Raw genomic sequence first — 12,081 nt, forward strand, 5'->3', positions numbered from 1 at the left:
ATGACTTCAATCACCGATTCGTTGTCGAAGCCGATCGCCGACGCGCCGAAGCCCGCTGCCGCCGCGCGTGCGGAAGAAAAATTCGCGCTCGGCCTGCCGCCCCGCCCCGCGCTGCTGTCGCGTTGCGCATGGCTCGCGCTCGTCGCGCTGTGCGTCGCGATCGGCATCGGCGTGCCGCTCGCCGCGCTGGTCGCGCCCGAGTCGAGCACGTTCCATCTGTCCGCGTATGCGATGACGCTCGCCGGCAAGCTGATGTGCTACGCGATCGCCGCGCTCGCTCTCGATCTCGTGTGGGGCTACTGCGGCATTCTCAGCCTCGGCCACGGCCTCTTCTTCGCGCTCGGCGGTTATGCGATCGGCATGTACCTGATGCGCGAGATCGGCCGCGACGGCAAGTACGGCAGCGACCTGCCCGACTTCATGGTGTTTCTCGACTGGCATCAACTGCCGTGGTACTGGAGCGGCACGCAGCATCTCGCGTGGGCGCTCGCGCTGGTCGTGCTCGTGCCGGCCGTGCTCGCGTGGGTGTTCGGCTTCTTCACGTTCCGCTCGCGCGTGAAGGGCGTGTACCTGTCGATCATCACGCAGGCGCTGACGTTCGCGGCGATGCTGCTGTTCTTTCGCAACGAGACGGGCTTCGGCGGCAACAACGGCTTCACCGACTTCAAGCGCATCGCCGGGTTTCCGATCACGTCGCCCGGCACGCGCACGGTGCTGCTACTGCTGACCTTCGCGACGCTCGTGCTCGCGTTCATCGTCGCGCGCGCAATCGTCACCAGCAAGCTCGGGCGGGTGGTCACCGCGGTGCGCGACGGCGAGACGCGGCTGATGTTCCTCGGCTACAGCCCACTCGCGTACAAGCTGTTCGTGTGGACGCTGTCGGCCGTGCTGTGCGGGATCGCGGGCGCGTTGTACGTGCCGCAGGTCGGCATCATCAACCCCGGCGAGATGTCGCCCGGCAACTCGATCGAAATGGCGATCTGGGTCGCGGTGGGCGGGCGCGGCACGCTGATCGGGCCGATCGTCGGCGCATTCGCGGTGAACGGCGCGAAGAGCCTCTTTACCGCGTACTTCGCCGAATACTGGCTGTTCTTTCTCGGCCTGATCTTCGTGCTCGTGCCGCTTCTGCTGCCGCGCGGCATCATGGGCCTCGTCGACACGCTGCTCGCAAAGGGGAAACGCGGATGAACGGCACCGCCCTCTACCAGTTCACGCCACCGCCCGAGGACGAGCTGCTGGCCGTCAGCGGCAGCGCATCGATGGGCCGCGTGGCACCGCCCGGCATCGACACGTCGCACGGCACGATCCTCTACCTCGAGGACATCGAGGTAAGCTTCGACGGCTTTCGCGCGCTGAACAAGCTGTCGCTCGCGATCGACGCGGGCGAGCTGCGCTGCGTGATCGGCCCGAACGGCGCGGGCAAGACGACGATGATGGACGTGATCACCGGCAAGACGCGGCCCGATGCCGGCAAGGTGTTTCTCGGCCAGACCATCGACCTCGCGCGGATGAACGAACCCGCGATCGCGCGCGCGGGGATCGGCCGCAAATTCCAGAAGCCGACCGTGTTCGAACAGCATCCGGTGTGGGAAAACCTCGAACTCGCGATGCAGACCGACAAGGGCTGGCTCGCGTCGCTGCGCGCGCGGCTCGACCGCGCGGCGCAGGCGAAGATCGAGGAGACGCTCGCGCTGATCGGCCTCGAAAGCGACGCGTATCGCGCGGCCGGCGAGTTGTCGCACGGGCAGAAGCAGCGGCTCGAGATCGGCATGCTGCTGATGCAGCGCCCCGCCCTGCTGCTGCTCGACGAGCCGGCGGCCGGGATGACCGACCACGAGACGATGGAACTCGCGAAGCTGCTGAACACGCTGCGCGGCACCTGCTCGATGATGGTCGTCGAGCACGACATGGAGTTCGTTGCGGCGCTCGCGGGCGACACGGGCCGCGTGACGGTGATGGCCGAAGGCGCGGTGCTCGCGCAAGGCACGCTCGACCAGGTCAAGCGCGACGACGCGGTGATCGAGTCTTACCTCGGACGGTGACGCAATGCTGAAGATCGATGCACTGAACCAGTACTACGGCGGCAGCCACATCCTGCGCAACGTGACGCTGGCCGCCGACGACGGCAAGCTCACCGTGCTGCTCGGCCGCAACGGCGTCGGCAAGAGCACGCTGCTGCGCTGCCTGATGGGCGTCGTCGCCGCGAAGAGCGGCAGCGTGTCGTGGCGCGGCACCGCGCTCGGCGCACTGCCGCCGTATGCGCGCGTCGCGGCCGGTCTCGCGTACGTGCCGCAGGGCCGCGACATCTTTCCGCGGCTCACCGTCGAGGAGAACCTGCTCGTCGGCGCGGCAAGCCGCAAGACGCCATCGAAAGTGCCCGACCGCATCTACGACCTGTTCCCGGTGCTGAAGGACATGCGCGCCCGGCGCGGCGGCGACCTGTCGGGCGGCCAGCAGCAGCAGCTCGCGATCGGCCGCGCGCTGATGAGCGAGCCGCAGTTGCTGATCCTCGACGAGCCGACCGAGGGCATCCAGCCGTCGATCATCCAGGACATCGGCCGCACGCTGCGCCAGCTCGTCGACGAATCGAAGATGACCGTGCTGCTCGTCGAGCAGTATTACGACTTCGCGCGCTCGATCGCAGACCATTACTGGGTGATGAGCCGCGGCGAGGTCATCGCCGGCGGCGATGCGCGGGACATGGAAACGAACGGCGTGCGCGAGCTGATCGCGGTGTAGCGCGCCACGCAGCGCAGGATTGCGCCGACGCGTTGCGCCGACGGTCGACGCATGTCACGCGATGGCCGGTGCCGTCGCCGCTCCCCTACGCCACGTTCGGCAACCCGAACACCCAAGCGTATAGTGTTGCGGTAGCATCCTCGATCACCGCGCCCGTTCCCTGCTTCCCGCCGATGTCCGCCCTCGATTCCCACGCCCCGCTGTCCCGCCCCGCCGTCGCCAAGTCGTGGCGCGGCCGTCTCGAACTCGGCTTCGAACGGCACGGCGCGCGCACGACGCTCGTCCATCGGCTGCACGACGGCCCGCTGCGCGTGCAGCGGCCGCTGTATCCGGAAGGCGACGCGATCTGCCACGCGGTCATCGTCCACCCGCCGGGCGGTGTCGCGGGCGGCGACCGGCTCGACATCGACATCGCGCTCGGCGACGGCACGCACGCGGTGCTGACGACGCCCGGCGCGACCAAGTGGTACAAGTCGAACGGCCTCGACGCGACGCAACGCATCGGCATCACGGTCGGCGCGCACGCGAAGCTCGACTGGCTGCCGCAGAACAACCTGTTCTTCGACGCGGCCCACGCCGCGCTGGACTTCACGGTGACGCTCGGCGCGGGCGCGAGCGCGATCGGCTGGGACGCGACGCAGCTCGGCCGGCAGGCGGCCGGCGAAACGTGGTCGGCGGGCCGCATCGTGTCGGGTTCGGCACTCGTCGATGCCGACGGCCGGCCGCTGTGGACCGAGCGCGCGCTGCTCGACGCGCACGATCCGCTGCGCGGCGCGCTGCAGGGCCTCGCCGGCTTTCCCGTGTACGGCACGCTGTGGGCGGCCGGCGCCGCGTGCGATGCCGCGCTCGCCGAAATGCTTGGCGCGCGGATGCCGTTCGACGACACGCTGCGCGCGGGCGCGACCTGCGTGACGCCGGGCGTCGTGCTGGTGCGCGCGGTGTCGACGTCGATGGAAGCGCTGCAGCGTCACTTCGCCGGCTGCTGGCTCCACCTGCGCCCGCTCGTGCACGGTGTCGACGCGCGACCGCTGCGCCTCTGGCAGACCTGAGCACGCGGCCCGGCACGCACCGTTTCGGCGCAGCAGCGCCGCCCGTGCTGCCCACGATCCATGCATCGCGCACCACGATCGCGCATCGCCGCACGCCGCACCGACATGGCACGCACCTTGCTGCTTACATATCGGATACACGACGCAGGAACAACGGCACGGTGCTACGATGAACCGCGCCCCCGCCGGCATCCCGCGCACCGATAAAAATTACGTTTTCCTGAACGACTGCCTTCATGAAACTGACTCCCCGAGAAAAGGACAAGCTGCTGATCTTCACGGCAGCGCTGCTGGCCGAGCGCCGCCGCGCGCGCGGGCTGAAGCTCAACTATCCGGAAGCGGTCGCGTTCATCACCGCCGCGCTGATGGAAGCCGCGCGCGACGGCAAGACCGTCGCCGAGGTGATGCACTACGGCACGACGCTGCTCACGCGCGACGACGTGATGGACGGCGTGCCGGAGATGATCCCCGACATCCAGGTCGAGGCGACCTTCCCGGACGGCACCAAGCTCGTCACCGTCCACCACCCGATTCCGTGACCGAGGTAGCACGCATGATCCCCGGCGAAATCCTCACCGACGACGGCGAGCACGAACTGAACGCGGGCCGCGCGACGATCTCGCTCGTCGTCGCGAACACCGGCGACCGCCCGGTGCAGGTCGGCTCGCACTACCACTTCTTCGAAGTCAACGACGCGCTGTCGTTCGATCGCGCGGCCGCGCGCGGCTTCCGGCTCAACATCGCGGCCGGCACGGCCGTGCGCTTCGAGCCGGGCCAGACGCGCACCGTCGAGCTCGTCGAGCTGGCCGGCGAACGCGCCGTCTATGGTTTTCAGGGCAAGGTGATGGGGCCGCTGTAAGCCGCGCCCCGCTCTTCAGGAACAGCACATGACACTACGCTTGAGCCGCCGCGCGTACGCGGAAATGTTCGGGCCGACGACGGGCGACCGCGTGCGGCTCGCCGATACCGAATTGCTGATCGAGATCGAACGCGACTTCACGACCTACGGCGAGGAGGTGAAATTCGGCGGCGGGAAGGTGATCCGCGACGGGATGGGCCAGTCGCAGCGCGTGGCCGCCGACGTGCCCGACACGATCATCACGAACGCGGTGATCCTCGATCACTGGGGCATCGTGAAGGCCGACATCGCGATCAAGCACGGCCGGATCGCCGCGATCGGCAAGGCCGGCAATCCCGACATCCAGCCCGGCGTGACGATCGCGATCGGCGCGGCGACCGAAGTGATCGCCGGCGAAGGGCTGATCGTGACGGCCGGCGGCATCGATACGCACATCCACTTCATCAGCCCGCAGCAGATCGACGAAGCGCTCGCGTCGGGCGTCACGACGATGCTCGGCGGCGGCACGGGGCCCGCCACCGGCACCAACGCAACGACCTGCACGCCGGGCCCGTGGCACATGGAGCGGATGCTGCAGGCGGCCGACGGCTGGCCGATCAACCTCGGCTTCCTCGGCAAGGGCAACGCGAGCCTGCCGCAGCCGCTCGTCGAGCAGATCGCGGCCGGCGCGATCGGCCTGAAGCTGCATGAAGACTGGGGCACGACGCCCGCCGCGATCGACAACTGCCTGTCGGTCGCCGACGACACCGACACGCAGGTCGCGATCCACACCGACACGCTGAACGAAGGCGGCTTCGTCGAATCGACCGTCGCCGCGTTCAAGGGCCGCACGATCCACACGTACCACACCGAAGGCGCGGGCGGCGGCCATGCGCCGGACATCCTGAAGGTGTGCGGCGAAGCGAACGTGCTGCCGTCGTCGACCAACCCGACGCGCCCGTACACGATCAACACGCTCGACGAGCATCTCGACATGCTGATGGTGTGTCACCACCTCGATCCGTCGATCGCCGAGGATCTCGCGTTCGCCGAATCGCGGATCCGCCGCGAGACGATCGCGGCCGAAGATATCCTGCACGATCTCGGCGCGCTGTCGATGCTGTCGTCCGACTCGCAGGCGATGGGCCGCGTCGGCGAAGTGATCATCCGCACCTGGCAGACCGCGCACAAGATGAAGGTGCAGCGCGGCGCGCTGCCCGAGGACGGCGCGCGCAACGACAACTTCCGCGCGAAACGCTACGTCGCGAAGTACACGATCAACCCGGCGATCACGCACGGCATCGCGCACGAAGTCGGTTCGATCGAACCCGGCAAGTGGGCCGACCTCGTGCTGTGGGAGCCCGCATTCTTCGGGATCAAGCCGTCGATGATCCTGAAGGGCGGGATGATCGCGATGGCGCAGATGGGCGACCCGAACGCGTCGATCCCGACGCCGCAGCCGGTCCACTACCGCGAGATGTTCGCCACGCGCGGCGGTGCGCTCGCGCGCACGTCGCTGACCTTCGTGTCGCAAATGGCGGCCGACGCGGGCATCGCCGAACGCTACGGGCTCGCGAAGCGCGTCGTGCCCGTGCGCAACTGCCGCAACGTGACGAAGGCCGACATGATCCACAACGCATGGCGCCCGTCGATCAGCGTCGATCCCGAAACCTACGACGTGATCGCCGACGGCCAGTTGCTCACCTGCGAGCCGGCGACGGTGCTGCCGATGGCGCAACGCTATTTCCTGTTCTGATTTCCGGTTTTCCGTTCCATGCGCACCCTCGACAAACGCATTGCCCCGAACGTGAAGCTCGCCGCGTCGCTCGTCGCGCGCGCGCCGACGCTCACGCTCGCCTATGACGCCCGCTGCAAGAGCCGCCTCGCGGCCACGCTCGACACCGGCGAGGACGTCGCGGTCCTGCTGCCGCGCGGCACCGTGCTGCGCGACGGCGACGTGCTCGTCGCCGACGACGGCGCGCTCGTGCGCGTCGCCGCTGCCTCCGAGACCGTGCTGCTGGTGCGCGCGGCCGACCCGCTCACGCTGATGCGCGCCGCGTATCACCTCGGCAACCGTCACACGCCGGTCGAGATCGGCGACGGTTACCTGAAGCTCGAAGCCGATCCGGTGCTCGCGGACATGCTGCGCCGGCTCGACACGCAGGTCGAGGAAACGAGCGCACCGTTCCAGCCGGAAGCCGGCGCGTACGGCGGCGGCCACAAGCACGGGCACGATGCGACGTTCGCCGAGGACTACGCGCTCGCGCAGCAGGTCTTCGGCGAACACCACGGCCACTCGCACTCGCACTCGCACGATCACGATCACGATCACGATCACGATCATCAGCATGGTCCCGGCCGCTCGCACGACCACCACGGTCATGACCACCACTGAGCTCGTCGCGCTGCTGCATCTCGCGTCGCCCGCATTGCCGATCGGCGCGTTCAGCTATTCGCAGGGACTCGAAGCCGCGCTCGACGCGAACCTGATCCGCGACGCCGACACCGCGCGCGACTGGATCGCGAGCGGGCTGACCGACGTGCTCGCACACGGCGAGCTGCCGTTCCTCGCGCACCAGCTCGCGCGCTGGCACGCGCACGACGCCGACGCGCTGGCGCGCGAGAACGCATGGTTCGTCGCGAGCCGCGAATCGGCGGAGCTGCGCCGCGAGACCGAGCAGATGGGCTGGTCGCTCGCGCAACTGTGCGCGTCGCTCGAATGGGGCGATGCCGCACGCCGCGCGACGCTCGCATCGCTCACGCCGATCGCGCTGCCGACCGCATTCGCATACGCGGCGGCCGCACACGGTGCCGGCGCCGACGCCACGCTCGCCGCATACGCGTTCGGCTGGGTCGAGAACCAGACGTCGGCCGCGCTGAAAGCGGTGCCGCTCGGCCAGCTCGCCGGCCAGCGCATCATCGTCGCGCTGCGCGGCGCGATCGACGCGGCCGTGCGCCGCGCGCTCGCGACGCCGCCCGACTCCATCAACACGTTCGCGCCGCAGCTCGGCATCCTGTCCGCACGGCACGAAACCCAGTATTCGCGGTTGTTCCGCTCCTGAACCCGATCCACGCCATGAACGCACCCGCAACCTCCTCCGCCCGCCGCACCAAGAAACTGCCGCCGCTGCGCGTCGGCATCGGCGGCCCGGTCGGCTCCGGCAAGACCACGCTGCTCGAAATGCTGTGCAAGGCGATGCGCGAGCGCTACGACCTCGTCGCGATCACGAACGACATCTATACGAAGGAAGACCAGCGCCTGCTGACGGTCGCGGGCGCGCTACCCGAGGAACGCATCATGGGCGTCGAGACGGGCGGCTGCCCGCACACGGCGATCCGCGAGGATGCGTCGATCAACCTGGAGGCCGTCGACCGCATGCTGTCGCGCTTCCCCGACGCCGACATCGTGTTCATCGAATCGGGCGGCGACAATCTCGCGGCGACCTTCAGCCCCGAGCTGTCGGACCTGACGATCTACGTGATCGACGTGGCCGGCGGCGAGAAGATTCCGCGCAAGGGCGGGCCCGGTATCACGAAGTCCGACCTGCTCGTGATCAACAAGACGGATCTCGCGCCGCTCGTCGGCGCGAACCTCGACGTGATGGCGTCCGACACGAAGAAGATGCGCGGCGAGCGGCCTTACGTGATGACGAACCTGAAAGCGCTCGAGGGCGTCGCCGATGTCGTCGCGTTCATCGAAAGGAAAGGATTGCTGACGGTGTGAGCGACGCGGCGGCGACATGCCGCCGCCACGTCGGCCCGGGGGACGGCCTTGCGCCGCCCGCTCAGTCGTCGGATGCGTCGGCCGCGCCGTGCATCGCACGCCCGCCGCGCTCGACGGGCGGCAGCAGCGCCGCGAGCACGTCCACCGAGCGCGCGGTCGCGCCGCGATGGCGCGACGCGAACGCGGCGCCGGCCGCGCCCATCGCGACACGCCGCGCGTGGTCGGCGAACAGCGCATCGAGCACGTGCGCGAGATCGAGCGGATCCGCGACCTGCATCGCCGCGCCGGCCGCGACCGCATCGGCGGTCGCCTGCGTGAAGTTGAACACGTGCGGGCCGATCAGCACCGGCACGCCGACCGCACACGCCTCGATCAGGTTCTGCCCGCCGAGCGGCAGCAGGCTGCCGCCGATGAACGCGACGTCGGCGGCCGCATAGTACGCGCCGAGTTCCCCCATCGAATCGCCGAGCAGCACCGTCACATCGGCCGGCAACGGTTCGGCGGCCGGCCGGCCGGCCGCGAGCGCCGCGGCGTCGGCGGCCCACACCGAACGCCGCACGCACTTGAACCCATTGCGCGCGACCAGCGCTTCCACTTCGGCGAAGCGCTGCGGATGACGCGGCACGAGAATCAGCAGCGCACCGGCCGTCTTCATCGCGGCGAACGCCTGCAGCACCAGCGCCTCCTCGTTCTCGCGCGTGCTGGCCGCGACCCACACCGGCCGCGTGCCGATCGCGTCGCGCCATGCGTGGCCGCGCGCCGCCAGCTCCGGCGGCGTCGTCATGTCGAACTTCAGGTTGCCGAGCACCGCCACGTTGCGTGCACCGAGCGACGTCAGCCGCTCCGCGTCGGCCGGGCTCTGCGCGAGCACGCGCGAGAATCCGCCGAACACGTCGCGCGTCGCCGCGCCGAACTTCGCCGCGCGCCGGTGCGAGCGCGCGGACATCCGCGCATTGGTCAGCACGAGCGGCACGTCCGCGCGGCGGCACTCGTCGATCAGCGTCGGCCACACCTCGGTTTCCATCACGAGGCCGAGCGTCGGCCGCCAGGCGCGCAGGAAGCGCCGCACCGCGCCCGGCATGTCGTACGGCAGGTAGCAGCGCAGCACGCGCTCGCCGAAGATCTGCTCGCCGGTCGCGCGGCCGCTCGGCGTCATGTGCGTGAGCAGGATGCGCGCGTCGGGCCGCGCGCGCATCAGCGCGTCGATCAGCGGCTGCGCGGCGCGCGTCTCGCCGACCGACACCGCATGCACCCAGATCAGCGGCGCGCGATCGTCCGGCGAACGGCCGGCGACGTGGCCGAAGCGCTCGCCGATGTGCTCGCGATAGCCGCGCTCCTTGCGCGAGCGCACGAGGAGCCGGATCACCGCGATCGGCGCGACGAGCCACCACAGCGTGCGATAGATCGCCCTCAGCATGCAGCAGCCCTCGTATTGCGTCGGTGAAAAGGCGCGCTCAAACCAGCGCCCTGCCCTGCAGGCGCTCGAGAATCCCGAGCGGCGCGCATTCGCGACGCACCATCGCGTCGACCGGCAGGAAGAAGGTCTGCTCGAGCATGAACTGGCCGGACATCACAGCGTGCGAAGTCTGATCCGAGAAACATATCCACACGCTGCCCGGCGGAAACGGCATCGTCTGCTGTGGACAAGTCTTCTGGTAGTCGAGATCGGCCTTCATCCCGTCGTGCAGGTTCAGCATCAGGTGGTCGTACGCGCTGCGTGGCGACTTCGTCACGTGCAGCAGGTTCAACAGCCACGCCGAGCCCGGCAACTGCGGCCGGATCTTCGGCAGGAAGCGCTTCGCGACGTCCTCGAACGGCTCGCCGACACGCCACACGCGCGGCACGCCGGCCGGGTTCACGTTCGTGAACACGCGCAGGATCCGCTCGCCGTAGTTCGGCCGCGACGGGAACGCGTCGACGTGCAGCCGGCTGTCGTCCTTGCGCCAGGATGTCTGGCGCGTCTCGACCTGCATCAGCCGCAGGCTCGTCGGCGCGACGCGCAGCTTGCCGCGGTATTCGGGAAACAGGCCGTCGACGAGCGTGCCGGCCTGCTGCTGGAAGCGCGCGACCAGCGCGCGCACGGCCGATTGCGTGACGCTGTCGCCTAGCACGCCGACGAGCGCGCCGCCGTTCGGCGCGAGGCTGATGTTCTTGCGTTTCGGGTCGGCGAGCGCCGGATCGAGCAACGCTTCCTCGCCGCCTTCGATCGCGAAGCGCAGGTGCGGGAAATACAGCACCTTGCCTTCCTCGACCGCGGCGAGCAGCTGCTCGCGCGGCGTCGACAGGTTGTGTCCGCTCCAGTCGGCGGACGGGACTTCGATGATCTGGGATTCGCTCATGATCGGTTCGCGTGCGTGACAGGCAAGGCAGGCAGGACAGGCATGACGGGCATCACAGCAGGCCGAAGCCCGCGAGTGCCGCCTTCACCTGCGCGATCGACGGCGGCTGCCCCGCCGTGCCGAGATTGACGACGTTCGGCGACCAGTATCCGCCGGTGCGCCAGGCCGTCGCGAAATTGTACAGTTCGACCGTCGGACGCTTCAGCGCGGCCGCGATGTGAACCAGACCTGTATCAACCCCGACCGTCGCGGCCGCGCCGTCGATCAGGCCGACGACGGCCGGCAGCGACAGCTTCGGCGGCACGATCGCCGCCGCGCCGAACGACTGAGCGAGCCGCTCGCTGGTCGCGCGCTCCGCGTCGTTGCCCCACGGCAGCACGAGCGACGCGCCGCGCCGCACGAGCGCCTGGCCGAGCTCGATCCAAGCGGCATCCGGCCACTGCTTGTCGGCGCGCGACGTCGCATGCACGAACACCACGTACGGCACCGGCAGGTTCAGGCCGAGCGTCGCGACCGCGCGCGCCGCCGCGCGCGTATCGAGGCCGAAGTCGACCGGATCGGCCGGCGTCGGCGCCGGGTCGCCCAGCGCGGCCGCGACCAGCTGGCGCGAACGCTCGACCACGTGCGTGCGCGGCGCGATCGGCACGCGCTTGCGATAGAAGAAGCGCACCGGCCATTCGTAGCCGGCGCCGTCGGTGCGATTGCCGAGGCCGGCGAGCGGGCCGCGCGCCCAGCTCGCGACCCAGGCCGTCTTGATGAGCCCCTGGCAGTCGATCACGAGGTCGTACTGCTCGGCCGCGAGGCGCTTGCGGAACGCGCGGATCTCGCGCCACGTCGCGCCCGAGAACGGCTTCTTGCGCCAGCGGCGCAACGAGAACGGCAGCACGTCGCGCACGCCGTCGACGAGCCGCACGAGGTCGACGAAGCTCTCCTCGACGAGCCAGTCGATCTGCGCGTCGGGATGGCGACGCCGGATATCGGCGATCACCGGCATGTTGTGCACGACGTCGCCCAGCGACGACACGCGCACGATCAGGATCTTTTGCACGCTGAAAAAACGCCGGCGGACAGCCGGCGACAGGCATAAAGACGCGATTTTATCGCGCCCGGGGAGGCACACAGGCAAAAAGCGGCCGCACGCCGTCAGCGTGCGCCGCTTTTCGGGAATGGCGCGACGATCCTTCTACCGTCGTCGCACCGGCGGGGGCCCGCAGGCCGCCGGGGTTCAGAACGGCAGCTCGACGTCCGGCTTCGCGGCCGTCAGCACGCGGCGGAAGTCCGCCTGGATGCGCTCGAGCCCTTCCTTGGTCTCCGCTTCAAAGCGCAGCACGACCACCGGCGTCGTGTTCGACGAACGCGCGAGGCCGAAGCCGTCTGGGTACTCGACGCGCA

The 12,081-nt window shown here is 69.4% G+C and carries 13 protein-coding genes and 1 pseudogene; 10 read left to right on the plus strand and 4 right to left on the minus strand.

What is annotated here, in order from left to right:
* The 10 genes from urtC to ureG all read left to right on the plus strand — a co-directional run bounded on the left by urtC (position 1) and on the right by ureG (position 8,350).
* Positions 1–1,188 (plus strand): urea ABC transporter permease subunit UrtC, encoded by a 1,188-nt coding sequence (gene urtC / locus DID98_RS16780; protein WP_124571048.1) that lies wholly within the window; start codon positions 1–3, stop codon positions 1,186–1,188.
* Positions 1,185–2,042 (plus strand): urea ABC transporter ATP-binding protein UrtD, encoded by an 858-nt coding sequence (gene urtD, locus DID98_RS16785; protein ID WP_044846261.1) that lies wholly within the window; start codon positions 1,185–1,187, stop codon positions 2,040–2,042. The genes urtC and urtD overlap by 4 nt, the downstream gene beginning before the upstream one ends.
* Before the next feature lie 4 nt (positions 2,043–2,046).
* Positions 2,047–2,739, plus strand: coding sequence for an urea ABC transporter ATP-binding subunit UrtE (gene urtE, locus DID98_RS16790; protein WP_124487746.1), 693 nt, complete (start codon positions 2,047–2,049; stop codon positions 2,737–2,739).
* Between the two features lie 173 nt (positions 2,740–2,912).
* Entirely contained in the window at positions 2,913–3,788 is an 876-nt protein-coding gene (locus DID98_RS16795; protein WP_124487745.1) for an urease accessory protein UreD, read from the plus strand.
* A 236-nt stretch (positions 3,789–4,024) separates the two neighbouring features.
* Positions 4,025–4,327 (plus strand): urease subunit gamma, encoded by a 303-nt coding sequence (gene ureA / locus DID98_RS16800; RefSeq protein WP_006406310.1) that lies wholly within the window; start codon positions 4,025–4,027, stop codon positions 4,325–4,327.
* A gap of 14 nt (positions 4,328–4,341) precedes the next feature.
* Positions 4,342–4,647: an urease subunit beta gene (locus tag DID98_RS16805; protein ID WP_044846264.1), complete on the plus strand. Its 306-nt coding sequence runs from the start codon at positions 4,342–4,344 to the stop codon at positions 4,645–4,647.
* A 28-nt stretch (positions 4,648–4,675) separates the two neighbouring features.
* Complete coding sequence (gene ureC, locus DID98_RS16810) at positions 4,676–6,382, plus strand: urease subunit alpha (RefSeq protein ID WP_044846265.1); 1,707 nt, start codon at positions 4,676–4,678, stop codon at positions 6,380–6,382.
* 18 nt (positions 6,383–6,400) lie between these two features.
* Positions 6,401–7,021: an urease accessory protein UreE gene (gene ureE, locus DID98_RS16815; RefSeq protein WP_124571049.1), complete on the plus strand. Its 621-nt coding sequence runs from the start codon at positions 6,401–6,403 to the stop codon at positions 7,019–7,021.
* Complete coding sequence (locus DID98_RS16820) at positions 7,008–7,688, plus strand: urease accessory protein UreF (protein ID WP_124487743.1); 681 nt, start codon at positions 7,008–7,010, stop codon at positions 7,686–7,688. The genes ureE and DID98_RS16820 overlap by 14 nt, the downstream gene beginning before the upstream one ends.
* 14 nt (positions 7,689–7,702) lie before the next feature.
* Positions 7,703–8,350, plus strand: coding sequence for an urease accessory protein UreG (gene ureG, locus DID98_RS16825; RefSeq protein WP_044846268.1), 648 nt, complete (start codon positions 7,703–7,705; stop codon positions 8,348–8,350).
* A gap of 61 nt (positions 8,351–8,411) precedes the next feature.
* Here the strand turns inward: ureG and waaA are convergent, their stop codons facing one another.
* From waaA to DID98_RS16845, 4 genes and pseudogenes are all read right to left on the minus strand, one after another.
* Positions 8,412–9,767 (minus strand): lipid IV(A) 3-deoxy-D-manno-octulosonic acid transferase, encoded by a 1,356-nt coding sequence (gene waaA / locus DID98_RS16830; RefSeq protein ID WP_124571050.1) that lies wholly within the window; start codon positions 9,765–9,767, stop codon positions 8,412–8,414.
* A gap of 37 nt (positions 9,768–9,804) precedes the next feature.
* Positions 9,805–10,689 (minus strand): Kdo hydroxylase family protein, encoded by an 885-nt coding sequence (locus DID98_RS16835; RefSeq protein ID WP_124521586.1) that lies wholly within the window; start codon positions 10,687–10,689, stop codon positions 9,805–9,807.
* A 52-nt stretch (positions 10,690–10,741) separates the two neighbouring features.
* Positions 10,742–11,737 (minus strand): lipopolysaccharide heptosyltransferase I, encoded by a 996-nt coding sequence (gene waaC / locus DID98_RS16840; protein WP_124487740.1) that lies wholly within the window; start codon positions 11,735–11,737, stop codon positions 10,742–10,744.
* A 177-nt stretch (positions 11,738–11,914) separates the two neighbouring features.
* Positions 11,915–12,081, minus strand: a pseudogene (locus DID98_RS16845) (phosphomannomutase/phosphoglucomutase); the annotation flags it as partial.

Source organism: Burkholderia sp. Bp8984, from assembly GCF_003853755.1.
Lineage (GTDB): Bacteria > Pseudomonadota > Gammaproteobacteria > Burkholderiales > Burkholderiaceae > Burkholderia.

Bases quoted from the DNA above. Each gene is read 5' to 3' on its own strand.
- DID98_RS16805 (WP_044846264.1), top strand. From the start codon at position 4,342: ATGATCCCCGGCGAAATCCTCACCGACGACGGCGAGCACGAACTGAAC.
- urtC (WP_124571048.1), top strand. From the start codon at position 1: ATGACTTCAATCACCGATTCGTTGTCGAAGCCGATCGCCGACGCGCCG.
- ureA (WP_006406310.1), top strand. From the start codon at position 4,025: ATGAAACTGACTCCCCGAGAAAAGGACAAGCTGCTGATCTTCACGGCA.
- urtD (WP_044846261.1), top strand. From the start codon at position 1,185: ATGAACGGCACCGCCCTCTACCAGTTCACGCCACCGCCCGAGGACGAG.
- ureE (WP_124571049.1), top strand. From the start codon at position 6,401: ATGCGCACCCTCGACAAACGCATTGCCCCGAACGTGAAGCTCGCCGCG.
- DID98_RS16835 (WP_124521586.1), bottom strand. From the start codon at position 10,689: ATGAGCGAATCCCAGATCATCGAAGTCCCGTCCGCCGACTGGAGCGGA.
- DID98_RS16820 (WP_124487743.1), top strand. From the start codon at position 7,008: ATGACCACCACTGAGCTCGTCGCGCTGCTGCATCTCGCGTCGCCCGCA.
- waaA (WP_124571050.1), bottom strand. From the start codon at position 9,767: ATGCTGAGGGCGATCTATCGCACGCTGTGGTGGCTCGTCGCGCCGATC.
- DID98_RS16795 (WP_124487745.1), top strand. From the start codon at position 2,913: ATGTCCGCCCTCGATTCCCACGCCCCGCTGTCCCGCCCCGCCGTCGCC.
- ureG (WP_044846268.1), top strand. From the start codon at position 7,703: ATGAACGCACCCGCAACCTCCTCCGCCCGCCGCACCAAGAAACTGCCG.
- urtE (WP_124487746.1), top strand. From the start codon at position 2,047: ATGCTGAAGATCGATGCACTGAACCAGTACTACGGCGGCAGCCACATC.
- ureC (WP_044846265.1), top strand. From the start codon at position 4,676: ATGACACTACGCTTGAGCCGCCGCGCGTACGCGGAAATGTTCGGGCCG.